16 protein-coding genes and 2 CRISPR repeat arrays are annotated in these 21836 nt (G+C 71.0%); of the genes, 10 read left to right on the top strand and 6 right to left on the bottom strand.

Going from position 1 to position 21836, the window contains the following annotated elements; translation table 11 throughout:
* Positions 1–4: 4 nt before the first annotated feature.
* From L6E12_RS26505 to L6E12_RS26490, 4 genes are read right to left on the bottom strand one after another with little or no spacing between them, the layout of a single operon-like run.
* Positions 5–1000, bottom strand: coding sequence for a TIGR03842 family LLM class F420-dependent oxidoreductase (locus tag L6E12_RS26505; RefSeq protein WP_236230628.1), 996 nt, complete (start codon positions 998–1000; stop codon positions 5–7).
* A 10-nt stretch (positions 1001–1010) separates the two neighbouring features.
* The gene (hydA, locus tag L6E12_RS26500; RefSeq protein ID WP_236230627.1) at positions 1011–2396 is read right to left on the bottom strand and encodes a dihydropyrimidinase; all 1386 of its coding nucleotides are present in this window, start codon (positions 2394–2396) and stop codon (positions 1011–1013) included.
* Between the two features lie 11 nt (positions 2397–2407).
* A complete protein-coding gene (locus L6E12_RS26495; RefSeq protein WP_236230626.1) occupies positions 2408–3250 on the bottom strand; it encodes a nitrilase-related carbon-nitrogen hydrolase in 843 nt (280 codons plus the stop codon).
* The gene (locus L6E12_RS26490) at positions 3243–4781 is read right to left on the bottom strand and encodes an NCS1 family nucleobase:cation symporter-1 (RefSeq protein ID WP_236230625.1); all 1539 of its coding nucleotides are present in this window, start codon (positions 4779–4781) and stop codon (positions 3243–3245) included. The genes L6E12_RS26495 and L6E12_RS26490 overlap by 8 nt, the downstream gene beginning before the upstream one ends.
* Positions 4782–5010: 229 nt before the next feature.
* Positions 5011–5890: direct repeats of the CRISPR family, unit length 28 nt; unit sequence GGAACAGCCCCGCTCGCGCGGGGAAGAC.
* 628 nt (positions 5891–6518) lie between these two features.
* On the opposite strand from L6E12_RS26490, the gene cas3 reads away from it, so the two are divergent.
* The 8 genes from cas3 to cas2e are packed head-to-tail and all read left to right on the top strand — an operon-like array spanning position 6519 to position 15366.
* Positions 6519–9260 carry a CRISPR-associated helicase Cas3' gene (gene cas3 / locus L6E12_RS26485; RefSeq protein WP_236230651.1) on the top strand — a complete coding sequence of 914 codons (2742 nt, stop codon included), beginning with the start codon at positions 6519–6521 and terminating at the stop codon, positions 9258–9260.
* Positions 9247–10875 (top strand): type I-E CRISPR-associated protein Cse1/CasA, encoded by a 1629-nt coding sequence (gene casA / locus L6E12_RS26480; protein WP_236230624.1) that lies wholly within the window; start codon positions 9247–9249, stop codon positions 10873–10875. The genes cas3 and casA overlap by 14 nt, the downstream gene beginning before the upstream one ends.
* Before the next feature lie 17 nt (positions 10876–10892).
* Positions 10893–11528, top strand: coding sequence for a type I-E CRISPR-associated protein Cse2/CasB (gene casB / locus L6E12_RS26475; RefSeq protein WP_236230623.1), 636 nt, complete (start codon positions 10893–10895; stop codon positions 11526–11528).
* A 20-nt stretch (positions 11529–11548) separates the two neighbouring features.
* Positions 11549–12694 (top strand): type I-E CRISPR-associated protein Cas7/Cse4/CasC, encoded by a 1146-nt coding sequence (gene cas7e, locus L6E12_RS26470; protein WP_236230622.1) that lies wholly within the window; start codon positions 11549–11551, stop codon positions 12692–12694.
* The gene (gene cas5e / locus L6E12_RS26465) at positions 12691–13404 is read left to right on the top strand and encodes a type I-E CRISPR-associated protein Cas5/CasD (protein WP_236230621.1); all 714 of its coding nucleotides are present in this window, start codon (positions 12691–12693) and stop codon (positions 13402–13404) included. The genes cas7e and cas5e overlap by 4 nt, the downstream gene beginning before the upstream one ends.
* Complete coding sequence (cas6e, locus tag L6E12_RS26460) at positions 13401–14069, top strand: type I-E CRISPR-associated protein Cas6/Cse3/CasE (RefSeq protein ID WP_236230620.1); 669 nt, start codon at positions 13401–13403, stop codon at positions 14067–14069. Before cas5e ends, cas6e begins: the two co-directional genes overlap by 4 nt.
* Positions 14069–15025, top strand: a complete 957-nt coding sequence (cas1e, locus tag L6E12_RS26455; RefSeq protein WP_236230619.1) for a type I-E CRISPR-associated endonuclease Cas1e — start codon at positions 14069–14071, stop codon at positions 15023–15025. Before cas6e ends, cas1e begins: the two co-directional genes overlap by 1 nt.
* The gene (gene cas2e / locus L6E12_RS26450; protein ID WP_236230618.1) at positions 15022–15366 is read left to right on the top strand and encodes a type I-E CRISPR-associated endoribonuclease Cas2e; all 345 of its coding nucleotides are present in this window, start codon (positions 15022–15024) and stop codon (positions 15364–15366) included. The genes cas1e and cas2e overlap by 4 nt, the downstream gene beginning before the upstream one ends.
* Positions 15367–15427: 61 nt before the next feature.
* A CRISPR array of direct repeats spans positions 15428–15883; the repeat unit is 28 nt; unit sequence GTCTTCCCCGCGCGAGCGGGGCTGTTCC.
* 33 nt (positions 15884–15916) lie between these two features.
* On the opposite strand, the gene L6E12_RS26445 is transcribed toward cas2e, so the two are convergent.
* Complete coding sequence (locus L6E12_RS26445; RefSeq protein ID WP_236230617.1) at positions 15917–17527, bottom strand: PucR family transcriptional regulator ligand-binding domain-containing protein; 1611 nt, start codon at positions 17525–17527, stop codon at positions 15917–15919.
* Positions 17528–17622: 95 nt separating this feature from the next.
* On the opposite strand from L6E12_RS26445, the gene L6E12_RS26440 reads away from it, so the two are divergent.
* A complete protein-coding gene (locus L6E12_RS26440) occupies positions 17623–18930 on the top strand; it encodes an aspartate aminotransferase family protein (RefSeq protein ID WP_236230616.1) in 1308 nt (435 codons plus the stop codon).
* The gene (locus tag L6E12_RS26435; protein ID WP_236230615.1) at positions 18927–20417 is read left to right on the top strand and encodes a CoA-acylating methylmalonate-semialdehyde dehydrogenase; all 1491 of its coding nucleotides are present in this window, start codon (positions 18927–18929) and stop codon (positions 20415–20417) included. Before L6E12_RS26440 ends, L6E12_RS26435 begins: the two co-directional genes overlap by 4 nt.
* Before the next feature lie 52 nt (positions 20418–20469).
* Here the strand turns inward: L6E12_RS26435 and L6E12_RS26430 are convergent, their stop codons facing one another.
* Positions 20470–21834, bottom strand: coding sequence for a trypsin-like peptidase domain-containing protein (locus tag L6E12_RS26430; RefSeq protein WP_236230614.1), 1365 nt, complete (start codon positions 21832–21834; stop codon positions 20470–20472).
* Positions 21835–21836 lie beyond the last annotated feature (2 nt).

Genomic DNA, 21836 nt, shown 5'->3' with positions numbered 1-21836 from the left:
CTGGTCAGCGCAAGGCCGGGATGACCTCGTCCCCGTAGGCCGCCAGCGTCTTCTCCCGCTCGTCGTGCATCAGGTAGACCGCGAACTGGTCCACGCCCAGCTCCTTGAGCTGCCGGAGCCTTTCCACGTGCGCCGAGGCGGGACCCACCAGGCAGAAGCGGTCCACGATGTCGTCGGGCACGAAGTCCGTCGACGGGTTGCCCGCCTTGCCGTGGTGGGCGTAGTCGTAGGACTCGCGGCCCCGGATGTACTCGGTCAGCTCCTTGGGGACCGGCCCGGACTCGCCGTAGCGGGCGACCAGGTCGGCCACGTGGTTGCCGACCATGCCGCCGAACCAGCGCAACTGGTCGCGCTGGTGCGGCAGGTCGTCGCCGACGTAGGCCGGGGCGGCGACGCACACCGTGATCCCACCGGGGTCGCGCCCCGCTGCGCCCGCCGCCTCGCGCACCGCGCCGATGGTCCACTCGGCGATGGCCGGGTCGGCGGTTTGCAGGATGAACCCGTCAGCGTGCTCGCCGACCATCTTCAGCGCCTTGGGCCCGTACGCGGCCATCCACACCTCCAGCCGCCCGTCGCGCACCCACGGGATGCGGACCGGTCCGCCGTGGTGCTCGACCTCGCGGCCCTCGGCCAGCTCCCGGATGACGTGCATCGACTCGCGCAGCACCGCCAGCGACGCGGGCCGTTGCCCGATTACCCGGCGGGCCGAGTCACCCCGGCCGATGCCGCAGACGGTGCGGTTGCCGAACATGTCGTTGAGCGTGGCGAACAGCGACGCCGTCACCGACCAGTCGCGGGTGCTCGGGTTGGTCACCATCGGCCCGACCACCAGCGACCGGGTCTGCGCCAGGATCTGCGAGTAGATGACAAACGGTTCCTGCCACAGCACGCACGAGTCGAACGTCCAGCCGTGGCTGAACCCGCGCTGCTCGGCCTCCACCATCAGCCGCACCACGTCGCTCGCGGGCGGGTCGGTCTGCAACACCACACCGAAGTCCATGCCGAGCCTCCTAGAGCAGGTACTGGGAAAGATCGCGCTTCAGAAATCGGCCGTGCCCGGGCTTCCCGTGGAACGCGCCGTCGGCGATGACCACCGAACCCCGGGAGAGCACCACCTCGACCCTGCCGGTGATCTCCATGCCCTCGTAGGCGGAGTAGTCCACGTTCATGTGGTGGGTCAGCGCGGAGATGGTCTGCGTCGCCGCCGGGTCGTAGACCACCACGTCGGCGTCGGCCCCGGGGGCGATGGTCCCCTTGCGCCCGGCCAGGCCGAACATCCGCGCCGGGGTGGTGGAGCTGATCTCCACCCAGCGCTCCAGGGTGATCTCCCCGGCCACCACGCCCTGGTGCAGCAGGTCCATCCGGTGCTCCACGCCGGGCATCCCGTTCGGGATCTTCGAGAAGTCGTCCTTGCCGAGCACCTTCTGGTCCGCGAAGCAGAACGGGCAGTGGTCGGTGGAGACCACCGACAGGTCGTTGGTCCGCAGCCCCCGCCACAGGTCCGCCTGGTGGTCCCTGGTCCGTAGCGGCGGCGAGGCCACGTACTTGGCGCCCTCGAAACCGGGTTTCGCCATGTCCTCGATCGACAGGTACAGGTACTGCGGGCAGGTCTCGGCGAACACGTTCTGCCCGGTGTTCCTGGCCGCCGCCACCGCCTCCAGCGCGTGCCGGGCCGACAGGTGCACGATGTAGAGCGGCGCCCCGGTGACCCCCGCCAGGGCGATCGCCCGCGACGTCGCCTCGCCCTCCAGCTCCGGCGGCCGGGTCAGCCCGTGCTCCACCGGGGCGGTCCGGCCCTCGGCCAGCGCCTGCGCCACGAGCTGGTCGATGGCGATGCCGTTCTCCGCGTGCATCATGATCATCGAGCCGGTCTCGGTGGCCCGCCGCATGGCGCGCAGGATGTCGCCGTCGGTGGAGTAGAAGACGCCGGGGTAGGCCATGAACATCTTGAAGCTGTTCACCCCCGCGTCGATGCACGGCCGCATCTCCTTGAGCGAACCGTCGTCCACCTCGGAGATGATCATGTGGAAGCCGTAGTCGACGGCGCAGTTGCCGTCCGCCTTCGCGTGCCACTTGTCCAGCGTCGACAGCAGCGACGTGCCGCGTGCCTGCACCGCGAAGTCGATGATCGTGGTGGTGCCGCCCCACGCCGCCGCCTCGGTGCCGGTGGCGAAGGTGTCGTGCGAGAACGTCCCGCCGAAGGGCATCTCCATGTGCGTGTGCGCGTCGATGCCGCCGGGGATGACGTACTTGCCGGTGGCGTCGATCCTCCGGTCCGCCTCGGTGATCAACCCCGGTGCGGTGACCGCGGTGATGACCTCGCCGTCGACGACCACGTCCGCGTGCGCGCGGCCGGTGGCGTTGACGACGGTCCCTCCCGTGATGATGGTGCGCATCCGTGGGCCTCTCAGGGCTTGGTGAGCGAGTCGTAGCTGTCGGGGCGGCGGTCCCGGTAGAACTGCCACAGGTCCCGCACCTCGGCGAGCAACCCCATGTCCAGGTCGCGGACCACGACCTCCTCCTCGGTGTCCGACGCCGCCTCCCCGACGAGCTGCCCGCGCGGGTCGGCGAAGTAGGTCTGCCCGTAGAAGTCGTTGTCACCCAGCGGCTCCACGCCGACCCGGTTGATCGCGCCGACGAAGTACTCGTTCGCCACGGCCGCCGCGGGCTGCTCCAACCGCCACAGGTACTGCGACAGCCCCCGGCTCGTCGCCGACGGGTTGAACACGATCTTCGCCCCGGCCAGGCCCAGCGCCCGCCAGCCCTCCGGGAAGTGCCGGTCGTAGCAGATGTAGACGCCGATGCGGCCCACGGCGGTGTCGAAGACCGGGTAGTCCATGTTGCCGGGGCGGAAGTAGAACTTCTCCCAGAACCCCTTCACCTGGGGGATGTGGTTCTTGCGGTACTTGCCCAGGTAGGTGCCGTCGGCGTCGATCACCGCGGCGGTGTTGTAGTAGACGCCCACCTGCTCCTGCTCGTACATCGGCGCGACGATCACGATCCCGTGCCGGGCCGCGACCTCGCACAGCAGCTCGGTCGTCGGGCCGTCGGGGATGCCCTCGGTGTAGGAGTAGTAGTCCGCGTCCTGCACCTGGCAGAAGTACGGGCCGTAGAACAGCTCCTGCAGGCACACCACCTGGGCGCCCTGCGACGCCGCGGTCGCGATGTGGTCCACCGCGGCCCTGATCATCGAATCCTTGTCGCCGGTCCACTTCTGCTGGATGAGACCGGCCCTGACGACGTCAGACACGGACTTCCCCTTCCTGTGGGCGGGAGTTGTCCCGGTTGGGCAGTGACACAATGGTGTGGACGAGGAGGGCGGACACGAACCCGACCGCCCAGTTGTAGTCGTAGAGCGGCTTGAGGAACGGGATCAGCCCGTCGTCGGGGAACGGCCCGCCGTACGCGCCGCCCACGGCCAGCACGGCACCGACCACCGACGCCAGCACGGCCTTGGGGTTCCACCCGCCGGTGAACCAGTAGCGGCCCCCCTCGGTGTAGAGGTCGGCCACGTCGAGCCGGGTCCTCAGGACGAACCAGTACCCCGCGACCAGCACCCCCGCGATCGCCGCGAGCACCCCGCCGTAGAAGCCCAGCCAGGCGAAGATGTAGATGCCCGGGTCCGAGATCAGCCGCCACGGCATGATCACGATCCCGATCACCCCGGTGATCAGCCCACCCGCGGCGAAGGTGATCCGCTTCGGGAACGCGTTGGAGAAGTCGTAGGACGGGCTGACCACGTTCGCCGCGAGGTTGCACGAGACGGTCGCCAGCACCAGCGCCACCAGGGCGATCACCACCAGCACGGGGTTGTCGAACTTCGCGGCCAGCAGCGCCGGGTCCCACAGGTCCGGGTCCTCCCCGTAGAGAAGCTGCCCACCGGAGGTCGTCAGGATCGCCACCACCGCGATGAACGTCATCGTCGTCGGCAGCCCCAGGACCTGCCCCCGCACCTGCGTCTTCTGCCCGCCACCGAACCGGGTGAAGTCCGGCATGTTCAGCGACAGCGTCGCCCAGAACGCGATCATCGCCATCAGCGAGGGCGCGAACACCGCCCAGAACCCCGAACCCCACCCCAGCTTCGACGGCGCCGCCAGGATCGGCCCCAACCCACCGGCCTTGACCAGCACGTACCCCAGCAGGATCAGGAACCCCACCGACACCAGCGGGGCGGTCCAGTTCTCAAACCGCCGGATCGCCTCCATCCCCCGCCAGATGATCGCCATCTGCACGACCCAGAACAGCAGGAAGCTCACCCACAGCGTCCACGGCTGCCCGGCCACCCGCGCCGCGTCCACCCACCCGGCCCCGGCGAGCTTGCCCACGATGACGTACACCGCCTGCCCGCCCACCCAGGTCTGGATGCCGAACCACCCGCAGGCGATGAACCCCCGCAGCAGCGCGGCCAGGTTCGCCCCGCGCACCCCGAAGAACGCCCGGGCGAACACCGGGAACGGGATGCCGTACTTGGTGCCCGCGTGGCTGTTGAGCAGCATCGGCACCAACACGATCAGGTTGCCGATCACGATCGTCATCAACGCCTGCACCCAACTCATCCCCAACGCGATCAACGAGGCGGCGAGGGTGTAGCTGGGGATGTTGTGCGCCATGCCCATCCACAGCGCGAAGTAGTTGTAGGTCGTCCAGGTACGCTGCGCCACCGGCACCGGCGCCAACTCGGCGTTGTGGAACCGGCTGCCCTCGATGCCGGACGGGTCGGTGAGTTCGACCCGGCCGTCCGGGAGGGTGCGCTGGGTGCCGCCGGTTTCCGCAGTGGCCATCGTCTGCTCCGATGCTCGGGATCAGAGTTCCATCCCGGCATCCTTCGGGCAGGTTGAGGTCACCCGGCAGTGTCACTGTGTTCAGCCTTCAGCCGGATGACACGCACACTGCCGATTGCCAATGGGGCCGTGGGTGTGTTGCCGAGACGCGATTTACGCCATGGCAATTGCACTGTCATCCCTCGGGCGATCGAGAATTCGGCGATTACATCGGTTGCGGCCAGCTCGGCCGGAATAGCCCCGCTCGCGCGGGGGGCGCACGCTCACCAATCCGACCACCAACCCAGGCCCGGGAACAGCCCCGCGCGCGGGGAAGACGTGCTGAGCTACTCGACCCTCGGCACGAGCTGGGAACAGCCCCGCTCGCGCGGGGAAGACGCCCTGCACCTCCGTTGAACCCCCGCCCGCTGCGGAACAGCCCCGCTCGCGCGGGGAAGACAAGTGTCGCAAAGCGCGAGAAGTCTTTATCGGGGGAACAGCCCCGCTCGCGCGGGGAAGACGGCCCGCAGGACGCATGGGTGATCAGCACCGACGGAACAGCCCCGCTTGCGCGGGGAAGACCCCGCCGATCAGCGTGAGCGGCTCCTCGGGGCGGGAACAGCCCCGCTCGCGCGGGGAAGACAGCCCGACCCGCTCCACCCGCCAGCGCGCCGCCGGAACAGCCCCGCTCGCGCGGGGAAGACGGAGGCTTCTCCGGCGTCGAGGCGTGTCGCAGCGGAACAGCCCCGCTCGCGCGGGGAAGACGAAGCCTGGCAGTCAGCGGCCTTGGGCACGGAGGGAACAGCCCCGCTCGCGCGGGGAAGACGGCCCGCCCCGGCCCGGCTGGACGTCCTTGAGCGGAACAGCCCCGCTCGCGCGGGGAAGACCCGTGGGTGGTGGGGCGGGGGGTGTACAAGACGGAACAGCCCCGCTCGCGCGGGGAAGACAGCGCCACCAGTGCTGCTCTGGTCGGGTCGGGGGGAACAGCCCCGCTCGCGCGGGGAAGACGATTGTTGGTCGAGCGTGGTTCGGTGTCGAATGGGAACAGCCCCGCTCGCGCGGGGAAGACTGACGCACCGCCGCAGACCTGTGCTCCGAGGTGGGAACAGCCCCGCTCGCGCGGGGAAGACACTTGTTGACCTGGACGTTTACGACGCTTGGAGCGATTTTAGCATCACTTTCAAGCGAGCCAGAGACTTAAGTAGCGACATGGTCACACTCTGTGATAGTAGATTGATTCTGGTTGTCTCGTGCCGTAGCGGCTGCGGATGTGAGTTGGGCAAGACCGCCTCCTGGCATCCATCGCATGCGTTCGGCTGCACTGTTGGCTGACAGGCATCTTGTCGGTGCGCGAACCCCGTCCGTGTGATCATGGGGTGGAAGGTGTGGGTGGGTGGCTCGGACCCGCTGGTCTCGCTTTCGCTGCGAAGCGTCATCGTTGCATCGCCTTCGATGGAGATCGAAACCGAGAGGGTGCCCATGGGTGTGCTGGTGCTGTCGCGGATGCTTGTCGGTTGATCACTGGGGTGGCCCGGACGACATGGTCGGCGTGGTGCCGGGGTGCTGGGTGGCCGGTGCTATGACTCTGGGTCGGACAGATCGGATGAGGGCTGTCGGGGGTCTGCTGTCTGGGGCATTGGTTTGCTTCGTTGGGGCCATTCGGGTGAATCCGGGTTGATCCCGAAACGAAATCGAGGGGTCTGGGGATTTGAGACGGCAGTACGCCGAACGCTTGATGGGGGGATCTTGACGACGCTTGTGGACGCTTGGGCGACCGTCTGGGCGAAGACCGAGTTCGATCCTGATGGGTCAGCCCCCGAGTGGTTGCCGTTGTGGCAGCACCTCGATGACACCGCCGGTGTTGCCGCTCTGCTCGTCCGGGAGTGGTTGTCCCCCTTGGTGATCGCTCGGATGGCGCGGGAACTCCCCGGTGGTCGGGAGGGTGTCGTCCACCTCGCACAGTGGCTCGCGGGCGTGCACGACGTGGGGAAGGCCAGTCCGGCGTTCGCCGTGCAGGCGACCGCAGTGCGGGCGGACGGCCTCCTCGACCACATGCGACACGCGGGTCTCGTGGTCGACCTGCGGCTCCAGCATGATCCCCAGCGGGGCGCGGTGAACCACGCCCTCGTCGGTCACCTGGCCGTGCGGGATTGGCTTCGGGGTCGCGGGTTCGACCGGCGGATTGCGGGTCAACTCGCATCGGTGGTCGGCAGTCACCACGGCATGACGCCGAACGGCGACCAGTTGGCCAACGCTGGTGACCGGGCGGAGCTGGCGGGCGTCGGGGTCTGGGGAACAGTGCGGGCCGCGTTGCTTTCCCGCGCGGCCGACCGGTTCCCCGGGCTCGGGGAGTTCTCGACGTCGGACCTGAGTGTGCCGACGCAGGTGATCTTGACCGGGGTTGTCATCGTCGCCGACTGGATCGCGTCCAACTCCGAGCTGTTCCCGTTGTGGCCCCTGCACTGGCCTCCCTCCCTTCCCGACGACGAGGTCACCGCTCGACGGGTGGCCGACGGTTGGGGGCGGTTGGCCCTCCCGCGCGGGTGGCGGGCGACCGCGTTGGGTGGGGACCCCGATGCGGTTTTCCGGGCGCGGTTCGACAAGCCCTCGGCCAGGCCGGTGCAGCGGGCCGCCGTCGCCGTGGCCGAGGGGGGTGAGCCGGGGATCGTGGTGATCGAGGCGCCGATGGGGTCGGGCAAGACCGAGGCGGCCCTGTTGGCCGCAGAGGTGCTCGCCCACCGGACCGGGGCCGACGGGTGCTTCCTCGCCCTGCCGACGCAGGCGACCACGGACGCGATGTTCAGCCGGGTTCGCCACTGGATCGACCGGTTGCCCGCCGACGCGGCGGTGTCGGTCACCCTCGCCCACGGCAAGGCGCACCTCAACGACGAGTACTCCGGGCTGGTCCGCCGTGGCCGCTACGTCGGGGTCGGTGAGGGCGACGACGACTGCGGCGCGGTCGCGCACCAGTGGCTCAGCGGGCGGAAGAAGGCCGGGCTCGCGTCCTTCGTGGTCGGCACCATCGACCAGGTCCTCTTCGCGGGGCTCAAGAGCAGGCACCTGATGCTGCGCCACCTCGCGCTCGCGGGCAAGGTCGTGGTGATCGACGAGGTGCACGCCTACGACGTCTACATGTCCCGTTACCTGCACCGGGTACTGCACTGGCTCGGCGCCTACGGTGTCCCGGTCGTCCTGCTCTCGGCCACCCTGCCCGATGCCCGCCGCGCGGAGTTGGTGCGCGCCTACTCCGAGGGGAAGGGAGTGGTTGCGACGATCGCCGATGGCCATCCCGGCTATCCGGCGATCACCACGGCCGCGGGGTCGACACCGGTCCACGACACCGTTGTGCCCACCGCCGTCCACCTCGACCGGCTCGCCGACGATCTGGACACGCTTGTCTCCCACCTCCGGGAAAACCTCGTTGACGGCGGGTGCGCAGTGGTCGTGCGCAACACCGTCACCCGCGTGCAGGAGACCGCCGAGCGGCTCGCCGCCGAGTTCGGTGCCGACGCCGTGACCATCGCCCATTCCCGTTTCCTGGCCTGCGACCGCGCCGAGATCGACCGGTCCCTGGTGCGCCGGTTCGGCCCCGGTGGCGCCGATCGGCCCGGCCTGCACATCGTGGTGGCCTCGCAGGTGGTCGAGCAGTCCCTCGACGTCGACTTCGACCTGATGGTCACCGACCTGGCGCCCATCGACCTGGTGCTCCAGCGCCTGGGCAGGCTGCACCGGCACGACCGTGTCCGCCCCGACCGGTTGCGGGCGCCGCGGTGCGCGCTGGTCGGCGTCGAGGATTGGGCCGCCGGTCCGGTGGCGCCGGTGCCGGGGTCGCGTCGCGTCTACGGTGATCAGACACTGCTGCGCTCGGCCGCGTTGCTGGTGGACCGCGACCGGATCGTCCTGCCCGACGACATCGCCCCGCTCGTGCAGCGCGGCTACGGCGAAGGCGTGCTCGGCCCCGAGTCCTGGCAGCGGGCGATGGCCGCCGCCGCGTCGGTGGCGCTGGTGAGCCAGCGGCAGCGGACCGAGGCCGCGGACGCCTTCCTGGTCGGGCGAGCGGTCGACCCCGGCTCGCTGGTGGGCTGGTTGGTCGCCGGGGCGGGCGAGGCGAAGGACGAGGTGCGGGGCGCGGCCCAGGTGCGTGACGGCGCGGAATCGCTCGAAGTCCTGGTCGTCCAACGCGATGCGGACGGTGGACTGCTGGTGCCCGACTGGGTCAAGGGCGGCGGTGAGCAACTCCCGCTGTTCGAGCAGGTGCCCCGGGCGCAGGCGAAGGTGGTGTCGGCGTGCTCGGTGCGGCTGCCGGTTGCGTTGAGCCACGGCGGGGTCATCGACGCCGTCATCGCCGAGTTGGAGCGGACCCGCATCACCTCCTTCGACCTCACCCCCCTGCTCGCGGGGCAGCTCGTTCTCGTGCTCGACCACGACCGCCAAGCCGACCTGCACGATTTCCACCTGACCTACGACCCGCGCCGAGGACTGCTGCATGAGCGACTCTGAACCCTCCTTCGACCTGATCGAGCAGCCTTGGATCCTGGTCAGGCTGGACAACGGCGACGTGGTCGAGCTGTCCCTGGTGGACACCGTGCGGCGCGCGAAGGAGGTCGTGGCCCTGCTCGGAGACGTGCCCACCCAGGTCTTCGCCGTGACCCGCCTGCTCTTGGCGGTCCTGCACCGCGCGGTCCGCGGACCCGCTGACCTGGACGAGTGGGAGCGGATGTGGTCCGGGGGGCTCCCGGTCGACACCGTGCGGCGCTACCTCGACGAGCACCGGGAGCGCTTCGACCTGCTGCACCCGCTCACCCCGTTCCTCCAGGTGGCCGACCTGCACACCCCCAAGGGCGAGTTCTCCGAGCTGAGCAAGCTGATCGTCGACGTGCCCAACGGCCGCCCCTTCTTCACCACCCGCATCGGTGGCGGGCTCAGCCTCTCGTTCGCCGAGGCGGCCAGGTGGGTCGTGCACTGCCAGGCCTTCGACCCCTCCGGCATCAAGTCCGGCGCGGTCGGCGACGAGCGCGTCAAGGGCGGCAAGGGGTACCCGATCGGCCAGGCCTGGTCGGGTCACCTCGGCGGGGTGCTGGTCGAGGGCGGGAACCTGCACGAGACGCTCCTGCTCAACCTCGTCACCACCGACTTCGAACGGGCCGAATCCGATCGGGAGGACCTCCCGGTGTGGGAGCGGCCGGTGCTCGGTGCCGCTGAAGAGGTGCCTGGAGGTCGCGCCCCCGCAGGCCCGGTGGAGTTGTTCACCTGGCCGAGCCGCCGCATCCGCCTCGCCGTCACCGGTGATGAGGTCACCGGTGTGCTGATCTGCAACGGTGACCGGCTCACCCCGCAGAACCTGAACCGCTTCGAGCCGCACACGGCGTGGCGGCGCAGCAAGGCCCAGGAGGCCAAGCACAAGCAGGCGACCGTCTACATGCCGCTGGAGCACGACCCCTCGCGGGCGATCTGGCGCGGATTGCAGGCCATGCTCCCGGCCGCGACCGCCTCCCCGGGCGGCGGCGAACCGCCTCCCCGGCTCTCACCCGGGGTGGTTCGCTGGGTGGGGCGCCTCAGGGTGGAGGAGGCACTGCCCGCCGACTACCCGGTCCACCTGCACACCCTGGGCGTGCTCTACGGCAGCAACAACTCGGTCGTCGACGAAATCGTCGAGGACCGCATGTCGGTCGCCGCGATGCTGCTCACCCAGGACGCCGCCGCTCTCACCGCGGTGGTCCTCGCGTGCGTGGCCGCGGCCGAGGCGGCGGCCAAGGCGCTGGGATCGCTCGCCGCCAACCTGGTCGAAGCGTCCGGTGGCGAGCACGCCGGGCCCCGGTCCCGCGCCCTGGAATCCGCCTACGACGCGCTGGACCCGCTGTTCCGGTCCTGGGTGGGCGGGTTGGGCCCGGACACCGACCCCACCACCTGCCAGCAGGAGTGGCACGAGAGGGCCAAGCGGGCCATTCGCGCGCTCGGCGTCGACCTGCTCGCCCAGGCGCCCGCGGTGGCGATGGCGGGCCGGTCCCGCGGCGGTCGCCTCCTCACCGCCTTCCACGCCGACCGCTGGTTCGACAAAGCCCTGCGCGACGCCTTCCCGATGGCCGGTCGGCGCGTTCCCGAGCCGATCGCTTGAACACCCTGGGAGAGTCCATGACCACCGAAACCACCGGGGTACCGGCAACCCCCGAGCAGCCAGTCGAGGAGCGCCCAGCTCGGGACCACTCGACCCTGAGCGGGATCGTCGGTGCCCGCGCGACCGCGTTGCAGAGCGGCTACCTGCGCAACGTGTCCTCCAGCGTGGCGGCCCTGGCCCAGTTGCGGCGGGCCGTGGGCAAGGAACCCGGGAGCGTCCCGGAGATCCTCGTCCACACGCTGCACCCGGTCTTCGCCCGCGGCGCGCGCTCCGACGAGCCGACCCACGACGAGATCGCCGCCCACCACTGCCTGACGCTGTTCGCGCTGCACCAGCAGTCCCAAGCGCAGTGGATGCACAAGCGCGGCGTGCGCCTGGGCGCCGCGATGCGTCAGCTCGTCAGCCCGGACAGCCCCCCTGACAACCCGGTCCTGCGCCGCTTCGCGATGCTCAGCACCGCGGACTCCCCGCAGGAACTGGTCCACCACCTGCGAGGGGTGGCGCAGTTGTTGCGCGGCAGGCGGATCCCCCTCGACTACGGGCAGCTCGCCCAAGACCTGTCCGACTGGCAGCGTGGTGGAGACCGGCGGACCAGGGTCGTCCTGGCCTGGGGCCGTGGATTCCACTTCGTCACCACAACCGACCAAGCCTGACCACCGAGAGGAACGGCACCGTGCCGCGCACCATCGTCGACATCCACGTTCTCCAGACCGTCCCGCCGAGCAACCTCAACCGCGACGACACCGGCAGCCCCAAGAGCGCCGTCTACGGCGGTGTCCGCCGCGCCAGGGTCTCCAGCCAGGCGTGGAAGCGCGCCACCCGCGACGCGTTCGACGGCCTGCTCGACCCCTCCGACCTCGGTGTCCGCACCAAGCGGGTGGTCGAACTGCTCACCGACGAGATCACCCGCCAGGACGCCGCCCTCGCCGACTCGGCGCCCGCGCTGGCCAAGGACGTGCTGACCGCCGCGGGCATCAAGATCGTGGCGGCGAGGAAGAAGAAGGATGCGCCCGAGGTGCCCGACGAGTCCGGCTACCTGCTGTTCCTCAGCAACCGGCAGGTCGAGAACCTGGCGGCACTGGCCGTGGCGGCCGCCCACGCCGCCGACGGCGGGAAGGTCACGATCGAGAAGTCGGCGGCCAGGGCGCGCGCCGACCGGGCCCACTCGGTGGACGTGTCGCTGTTCGGCCGCATGGTCGCCGACGACACCGCCCTCAACGTCGAGGCCGCCGCCCAGGTCGCGCACGCCATCAGCGTGCACGCCGTGGCGAACGAGTACGACTACTTCACCGCCGTGGACGACCACAAGAAGGCCGACGAGGACGAGGACGCGGGCGCCGGGATGATCGGCACGGTGGAGTTCAACTCCTCCACCCTCTACCGCTACGCCAACGTCGACGTCGACCAGCTCCACGCCAACCTGGGCGACCCCGAGGCCACCAAGCGCGCGGTGGCCGCGTTCGTGCGCGCGTTCGTGGCGAGCATGCCCACCGGCAAGCAGAACACCTTCGCCAACCGCACCCTGCCCGACGCCGTGCTCGTCGTGGCCCGCGAGACCCAGCCGATCAACCTGGCGGGTGCGTTCGAGGAAGCCGTGGTCGATGGGGAGAAGGGCGGTCGGGTCGCCGCGTCCATCGCGCGCCTGGCGGACCAGGCCACCGAACTGCACCGCGCCTTCGACGAGACCCCGATCGGCTGCTGGTCGTTCGGGGTGGGGGAGCGGATGCAGCCGTTGGACGAACTGGGCACCCGCTCGACCTTCGACGCCACCGTGCGCGCCGTGGCCGACCTGGTCGAGCAGCGCGTGGGGCAGCCGTGACCGCCCTCCTGCTGCGGTTCGCGGGCCCGTTGCAGTCCTGGGGCACCGCCAGCCGGTTCTCCCGGCGTGAGACCGGTCGGGTGCCGAGCAAGAGCGGGGTGATCGGCTTGCTCGCCGCCGCGGACGGCCGCCGCCGGGTCGACTCGATCGCGGATCTGGTCGACCTGCGGGTCGGGGTGCGGGTGGAACAGCCGGGGCGGATCGAGCGCGACTTCCAGACCGCCCGGTCGCGCGACGGCTCCGAGTCCATGCCGCTGTCCTACCGGTTCTACCTGTCCGACGCGGTGTTCCTGGTCGCGGTGGAGGGCGAGGAAAGCCTGCTCACCGGCCTGCGCGACGCATTGCGGCGGCCCGCGTTCCCCCTGGCCCTGGGCAGGCGGTCCTGCCCCCCGGTCGGCAAGCTCGAACACGGTCTGCACCCCGGAACCGCCGAACAGGTGCTCACCGAGGCGCCGTGGATGGCGTCCAAGCGGACGGTCGCTGGCACCCGCACGCGGTCGGTCACCCTCGATCTCGTCGTCGACTGCGCCCCCGATGCCGTCGGCGCGGACCTGGTCCGAGACCAACCCGTCACCTTCGACCCGGCCAATCGCTCCTACGCCTGGCGGTCAGTGGTCCGCCGTCCGGTCACCGTGCCGAACCCGTCGTGGACCACACCCCCGGCGCAGGCCGCCCACGACCCGATGGACCTGTTGGAGCCCCAGCGATGAGCGCCTTCCTCACCCGGTTCGAGATCAACAAAGCCCGGCGGGGTGCGCGGGACCTGCTCTCCTCACCACACCGCCTGCACGCCGCCGTCCTCAACGCCTTCCCCGCCGCGCACCGCACCCCGACCGACGAGGGCCGGGTGCTGTGGCGGCTGGACCGGGACGAGCACAGCACCCTGCTCTACGTCCTCAGCCCACACGAACCGGACCTGACCCACCTCGTCGAGCAAGCGGGGTGGCCCACCACCCAGGGTTGGGACACCCGCGACTACACGCCGCTCCTGGACCGGGTCGCCGTCGCCGACCGCTACGCCTTCCGGCTTACCGCGAACCCGGTCAGGAGCCAACGCCGCAAGGCCACCGCCACCCGGTCGCAGCGGTACGCGCACGTGACGGTCACCCAACAAACCCAGTGGTTGCTCGACCGGGCGGACAAACACGGCTTCACCATCTCCGCCGGGGTGGAGAAGGAACCGGACGTCGCCGTGCACGCCCGCCACACCTGGCGCTTCACCCGCGAGACCAGCACGGTGACCCTGTCGACCGCCACCTTCGGGGGGCTGCTCGAAGTGACCGAGCCCCAGGCTCTCCGCGCCGCGCTGGTACACGGAATCGGACCGGCCAAGGGCTACGGCTGCGGCCTGCTCACCCTGGCCGCGGTCCGCTGATGGAGATCCCGGGCGCCCGGCCGGTCCCGATCTCCCAGCTCAGCCGAGCACAGGACCGGCTGACGTTCGTCTACCTCGAACACTGCGTGGTCCACCGCGACGCCAACGCCATCACCGCCAGGGACGCGCGCGGAACCGTGCACATCCCCGCCGCCACCGTGGGGGCACTGCTCCTCGGCCCGGGGACGAACGTCAGCCAGCAAGCCATGGTGCTGCTCGCGGAAAGCGGCTCCACGGCGGTGTGGGTGGGGGAGCACGGTGTGCGGTACTACGCGCACGGGCGCACCCTGGCCCGGTCGTCACGGCTGTTGGAGCGGCAGGCCGAACTGGTCTCCAACCGCACCTCGCGCCTGCGGGTCGCCCGGTCGATGTACGCCATGCGCTTCCCCGACGAGGACACCTCGGGCCTGACCATGCAGCAACTGAGGGGCCGAGAAGGATCACGCGTCCGGCGCATCTACCGCGACCACGCCAAGCGGACCGGGGTGCAGTGGGAACGCCGGGACTACGACACCTCGGATTTCGACAGCGGCACACCGATCAACCAGGCCCTGTCCGCCGCCAACACCAGCCTCTACGGGGTCGTGCACGCCGTCACGGTCGCCCTGGGCTGCGCCCCCGGTCTCGGCTTCGTCCACACCGGACACACCAGGTCGTTCGTCTTCGACATCGCCGACCTCTACAAGACAGAGATCACCATCCCGACCGCCTTCGACATCGCCGCCCGCGAGGTAGCCGACATCGGCGCCGAAACCCGCCGCGCCATCCGCGACCGGATGAAGGACGGCAGGTTCCTCGAGACCTGCGTCCGCGACATCAAGGCACTACTGGCGGACGAGGACGACGTGGTCGAATACGGCCCCGAGTCGTTCGAGGACCCGGACGTCGTGATGCTGTGGGACTACAACGGCCGCAACGTCGCAGGGGGCGTCGCCTACGACGAGGACGAGGGATGACGGTCATCGTGGTGGCGGCATGTCCCGTCGGTCTGCGCGGCCACCTCACCCGATGGCTCCTGGAGATCTCACCGGGCGTGTTCGTCGGCCGCATCAGCGCCAGGGTGCGGGGCCTGATGTGGGAACGGGTGGTCGAAATGGTCAAGACCGGCCGCGCCATCATGGTCCACCAAGCCGACAACGAACAGGGCCTGGCCTTCACCGTCCACGCCAGCGAATGGGTCCCGGTCGACTTCGAGGGCGTCACGCTGATGCTGCGCCCGTCGGCGGTGGATGAGGCACCGGGAACCGGCGCCAAGAAGGGCTGGAGCACCGCAGGAAGACGCCGCCGCTACGGCTAACGATAGACAAAAAGTGAAGCAGAAACACTGTTACCGTTTGGAAACTCGCAGGTCAACAAGTGTCTTCCCCGCGCGAGCGGGGCTGTTCCGCGGTGGAGCGAAGAAGCCGGGCGGCAAGAGCAGTCTTCCCCGCGCGAGCGGGGCTGTTCCCCGGCAGCGAACGCCACGTTTGCCAGGTCGGCAGTCTTCCCCGCGCGAGCGGGGCTGTTCCCCCGCACCGCGACCGGCCGCCTCTTCGTCAGCGGTCTTCCCCGCGCGAGCGGGGCTGTTCCCACCGCGGTGTCGTCGGGCAGTGCGCAGGCCAGGTCTTCCCCGCGCGAGCGGGGCTGTTCCTCTCGGTGAACGAAAGGACGGAACCCGGGGCGCGTCTTCCCCGCGCGAGCGGGGCTGTTCCCCGCCACGCCGACCTCAACCAGTGGCAACTGGAGTCTTCCCCGCGCGAGCGGGGCTGTTCCCCGGGCGACGGTGAGCAGCATCCGATCCCCGGCCGTCCTCCCCGCGCGAGCGGGGCTGTTATGACCGAACTGTGACAGAGCGGGGCCCGTCCCGGTCACTCGGCCGCGGGTGGCCGGTTCGTGCGGATCTCGGTGGCCAGCAGGGCGACGTGCAGGGACAGCACCGACTCCGCGGACTCCAGGGACACACCCAGGATCTGCTCGATCCGCGCCAACTGCTGGTAGTACGCCGTCCTCGACATGTGCGCCGCCGCAGCGGCGGCGGACTTGTTGCCGCCGTGGTCGCAGTAGTGGCGGAGGGTGTCCACCAGGCGGCTGCCGTGCGCCTTGTCCCTGGCGGCGAGGGCGCCGAGTTCGCGGTCGGCGAAGGCGAGCAGGCGGTCGTCGTCGGCCAGGAGGTGCAGGAGGCCGCGGAGGCGGACGTCTTGGAGGCGGTGGAAGGGTTTCGCCGAGGGGGTGCTCAGGGCGGCTTGGGCGACGTGGGCGGCTTCGGTGAGGCTGCGGCGGGCTTGGCCCACCTCGGTGACCGTGGTGCCCGCGGCCAGGACCACCGGTTGGTGCAGTTCGCGCGACAGGCGGTTGAGCACACCCTCCACATCGGCCGCCGTGGTCAACGACAGCAGGGTGCGCACGCTGACGTCGTCCACGATGCCCACCAGGGCCGCGACTCGGGCGCGGCGGGCGGCCAGCGCTGTCGCTTCGGCGAGGTCGCGCAGGGTTTCCGCCACGGCCATGGCGTGCGCTGTGCCCACCGCCGTCGACGGGCGCACGCACACGCCGACCAGTCGCCGGGCCCGCAGCGGGATTCCCAGTGCCTCCGAGCGGGCCACGAGGTCCCCCGGCGGTGTCGGGGAGGCCAGCAGTTCCGCCAGCAGCGTCCGGTGCGCGTGCCGCTCCAGCCCCTCCCGCTCCCGGGCCGCCAACCGGTGCACCGCCAGCGCCGACGCCGCCCGTTCGGCGATGACCACGTGCCGGTGCGCGGGTTCCGACGGGCACAGCAGGACCAGCCGCCCCCAGTCGTTGCCGCGGGCGCCGACCACCGTGACCAGCCAGCCCGCCTGCGCGTGGTAGCCCGTTCGCTCCGACAGGACCACGGTCCTGGACCGCTGCGCCCAGTCCGCCAGGAGTTCCCCCGGTGGGCCGCCCGCGGTGTCGTAGGCCAGCACGTCGTGCCCCAGGGTTTCCAGGACGACCGGGAGCCCCGCCGACCGGGCCACCTCCCGCAGGACCTCCGCGGGTTCCGCCCCGGCGACCGTCAGCGCGGTGAACGTCTCGTGCACCTGTCCGGCCGCCCGCAGTTCCGCCACCTGGGCGTCCACGATGAGCCCGGCGACGGCCTCGGTCACCGCGACGAAGCGGGTTTCCCGGCCCAGCGTGACCAGGGGCAGCCCGCGCCGCTCGGCGGCCGAGGACAGGGCGGGGGGCAGGGCGTCGCTCCAGTGGCGGACCAGTTCCACCACCAGGCCCGCGGCGCCGACGTCGGCCAGGTCGTCGACGTAGCGGGTCAGGCCGGGTGGGTCGTCGGGGAGGGCGATGCCGGTGGTGAGGACGAGTTCGCCACCGCGCAGCAGGCCCGCGATGTCGGCGACCTCGGCCGCGTGCACCCAGCGCACCCGCGACGACAGGCCCGCCGCCCCGGCCACCACGGTCGGGACCCCGTGGCGGAACACGGGCAGGGCGAGGACTTCCGAGACCGTGGGGTACACCGGCACAGTGTAGGGACAGGTTGTGCGGTCGGAGTGGTTCGACCGGCACACTTTGTCCATGGCGCCGGGGTCGGTGGGCGGTCACACTCGCGACCATGGCCGACACCGAGCAGATTCCGCTGATCGACCGCCACCGGGCCGTGCTGCCGTCCTGGCTGGCCCTCTACTACCAGGACCCGATCGAGATCACCCGCGCCGAGGGCAGGCGGGTGACCGACTCGACCGGCACCACCTACCTCGACTTCTTCGCGGGCATCCTGACCAACGCCATCGGCTACGACGTGCCCGAGATCAGCGGCGCGATCCGCCGCCAGCTCGACACCGGGGTGCTGCACACCTCGACGCTCTACCTGATCCGGCAGCATGTGGAGCTGGCGGAGAAGATCGCGGAGCTCTCCGGCATCCCGGACGCGAAGGTGTTCTTCACCAACTCCGGCACCGAGGCCAACGAGACCGCCCTGATGCTGGCCACCCAGTTCCGCCGCAGCAACCAGGTCCTGACGCTGCGCAACTCCTACCACGGTCGCGCTTTCGGCACCGTCGGCATCACCGGCAACCGCGGGTGGTCCACGAGTTCGCTCTCCCCGGTGAAGGTCAGCCACGTGCACGGCGGCTACCGCTACCGCAGCCCGTTCGGGCACCTGCCCGACGCCGACTACGTCGCCGCCTGCGTCGAGGACCTGCGCGAGGTCCTGCTGACCACCACCTCCGGCGACGTGGCCTGCATGATCGTCGAGCCCATCCAGGGCGTCGGCGGGTTCAGCTCCCCGCCCGACGGGCTGTTCGGGGCGTTCAAGGAGGTCCTCGACGAGACCGGCATCCTGCTGATCTCCGACGAGGTGCAGACCGGCTGGGGCCGCACCGGTGACCACTTCTGGGGCATCTCCGCCCACCGGGTGACCCCCGACGTGATGACCTTCGCCAAGGGCCTCGGCAACGGCCTGGCCATCGGCGGCGTGGTCGCGCGCGGCGACGTCATGGACTGCTTCACCGCCAACTCCATCTCCACCTTCGGCGGCAACCCGCTCGCCACCGCGGGCGCCAAAGCGGCCCTGGACTACCTGCTGGACAACGACCTGCAGGGCAACGCCGCCAAGATGGGCGCCCGCCTGAGCGCGGGCCTGCACGACATCGCCGCGGGCAACCCGGTGGTGGGGGACGTGCGCGGCAAGGGCCTGATGCTCGCCGTCGAGCTGGTCGAGCCGGGCACCCGCGAACCCGACCCGGCCGCGGCGGTGACCGTGCTGGAGCAGACCAGGGCCCGCGGGCTGCTGGTCGGCAAGGGCGGCCTGCACAACAACGTCATCCGGCTCGCGCCGCCGATGACGCTCACCGAGGACGAGGTGGACGAGGCGCTCGACGCGCTCGGCCACGCCGTCGCGGCGGTCGGTGAGGGCGAGTGAGCAGGCTGATCACGCACTGGATCGGCGGCGCGGCCTGGTCGGGCACCGCCGAGCGGACCGGTGAGGTGTTCGACCCGGCGACCGGACGGGTGGCCGGGCACGTCGACTTCGCCGGGCCCGCGGAGGTCGAGGCGGCGGTGGCCGCGGCCCGCGCCGCCTTCCCGGGGTGGCGGGACGCGTCGCTGGCCCGCCGGTCGAGCGTCCTCTTCGGATTCCGCGAGCTGCTCAACGCGCGCCGCTCCGAGCTGGTCGAGATCGTCACCGCCGAGCACGGCAAGGTCCTCGACGACGCCGCGGGCGAGGTCCAGCGGGCGCTGGAGGCCGTCGAGTTCGCGTGCGGGGTGCCGACGCTGCTCAAGGGCGGGTACAGCGAGAACGTGTCGGGCAACGTGGACGTGTACTCGATCCGGCAGCCGCTGGGCGTGGTCGGGGTGATCTCGCCGTTCAACTTCCCGGCGATGGTGCCGCTGTGGTTCGTGCCGAACGCGGTGGCCTGCGGGAACGCGGTGGTGCTCAAGCCCTCGGAGAAGGACCCGTCGGCGGCGGTGTTCATCGCCGAGCTGTTCGCCGAGGCCGGGCTGCCCGCCGGTGTGCTCAACGTCCTGCACGGTGACAAGGTCGCCGTCGACGGCCTGCTGGAGCACCCCGACGTCCGCTCCATCTCGTTCGTCGGTTCCACCCCCATCGCCCGGTACGTCTACGAGACCGGCACCCGCAACGGCAAGCGCGTGCAGGCCCTCGGCGGCGCGAAGAACCACATGGTCGTGCTCCCCGACGCCGACCTGGACCTGGCGGCGGACGCGGCGGTCTCGGCCGGGTTCGGCTCCGCGGGCGAGCGGTGCATGGCGGTGTCGGTGGTCGTCGCCGTCGACCCGGTCGGCGACGACCTGGTGGCCCGGATCACCGACCGCATCGGCAGGCTCAAGGTGGGTGACGGCAGGCGGCCCGGCTGCGAGATGGGGCCGCTGGTGACCGCCGCGCACCGCGACCGGGTCGTCTCCTACGTCGAGGACCCCGAGGGCGCCACCCTCGCCGTCGACGGCCGCGGCCACGAGGTCGACGGCGACGCGGGCGGTTTCTGGCTGGGTCCGACCCTGTTCGACCACGTCCGCCCCGACACGGCCCTCTACCGGGACGAGATCTTCGGCCCCGTGCTCTGCGTGGTCCGCGCCCAGTCCTACTCGGACGCCCTGGAATTGGTCAACGCCAACCCCTACGGCAACGGGACCGCCATCTTCACCAACGACGGCGGCGCCGCCCGGCGCTTCCAGAACGAGGTGGAGGTGGGCATGGTCGGTGTCAACGTCCCCATCCCGGTCCCGGTCGGCTACTACTCCTTCGGCGGCTGGAAGGACTCCCTCTTCGGCGACACCCACGCCTACGGCCCCGACGGCATCCACTTCTTCACCCGGACCAAGGTCGTCACCAGCCGCTGGCCAGACCCCTCCCACGGGGGTGTCAACCTGGGCTTCCCCCGCAACACCTAGGCGAGCCGGTGCCCGAGTCCGTCCGGGGAGGCGGGCTCGGGCACGGGTGGGTTCAGCTGATCCTGGAGATCACCTCCTCGGCGGTGTCGATCGGGATCGAGAAGCCGATGCCGACGCTGCCCGCCGCGCCGTCCGAGGTGGACACGGGGGAGTAGATGGCGGAGTTGATGCCGATGACCCGGCCCGCGGTGTCGAACAGCGGTCCGCCGGAGTTGCCCTGGTTGATCGAGGCGTCGGTCTGGATCGCCTTGTAGGACACCGTCGAGCCGCCGGACACGCGGCTGGTGGGGCCCTCCGAGCCGATGTTCACGTCGCGGTCGAGGGCGCTGACGATCCCCGTGGTCACCGTCCCCTGGAGACCGGCGGGGGAGCCGATGGCGATCACCTGGTCGCCGACCTTGACCGAGGAGGAGTCGCCCAGGGTGGCGGCGGTCAGCCCGCTGACGCCCTGGGCCTGGATCACCGCGAGGTCCGCGCCGGTGTCGGAGCCGACGACGGTGGCCGGGGCGGTCCTGCCGTCGGAGAAGGTCACCGTGATGTCGCGGGCACCCTCGACGACGTGGTTGTTGGTCAGGATGCGGCCGTCGGCGCTGAGCACCACCCCGGAGCCGATGCCCTCGGCGTTGCCCAGCCGCACGGTGATCTGCACGACGCTCGGCATCACCTTCGCGACGATGGCGGACACGTCGGTGGCCGTGGTCGCCGACAGCGGCGCCGCGTTCGTGGTGGTGGTGGTCGAGGTCGCGGTGGATGCCCCGTCGGAGCCGATGACCGCCCCCGCCGCTCCGCCGAGCAGACCCGCGCCGAGCACCGACGCTGCCACCAGGGCCACCGCGCCCCGCCGGAGCCTGCCCTGCCTCGGCTGCGGCAGCACCTGCCGCTGGTGGAAGGCGGGGATCTGGCCCTGCTCACCCCGGCCCTGCTGGGCACCCGCGGCCTGCTGGTGAGCCGCCTGTGGGTGGCCCGCCTGCGCGGCGGCCGGGTTGTGCTGCCCGCTCGGGGCCTGGTGGCCGCCGGGGTGGGGGAACCGGTGGTTGCCGGGCCGCTGCCCGTGCCCGCCCTGCTCCACACCTGCGGCTTCCGGGACAGCGGCCTGGTTGGGGCCTGCCTGCGGGTGGCCTGCCTGGGCGGTGGTCGGGTTGTGCTGTCCGGTCTGGGGTTGGTGGCTGCCGGGGTGCTGCGACTGCTGGGCGGTCTGGTGCGGGGCACCCGTGGCCGGGGGCTGCGGACCGGGGACCGCGGCCTGGGGTGCCTGCGGGGCCGGGCGCTGCTGCGGGTGGCCGGGTCCGCCCGGACCGGCAGGCTGCTGCCACGGCTGCGGGAGGCCGCCGGTGGACGCGGGGTGCTCCCGCGGTGGCTGCCACGCGGCGCGCGGTTCGGGGGTCTCGTTCGGCTGCTGCGGTCCGGGGTTCGTCATGG

Origin of the sequence: Actinokineospora sp. PR83 (assembly GCF_021056305.1) — a bacterium.
GTDB lineage: Bacteria > Actinomycetota > Actinomycetes > Mycobacteriales > Pseudonocardiaceae > Actinokineospora > Actinokineospora spheciospongiae.
Note: the sequence above shows the minus strand (reverse complement) of the source record. Positions and strands in the feature narration are given on the sequence as shown.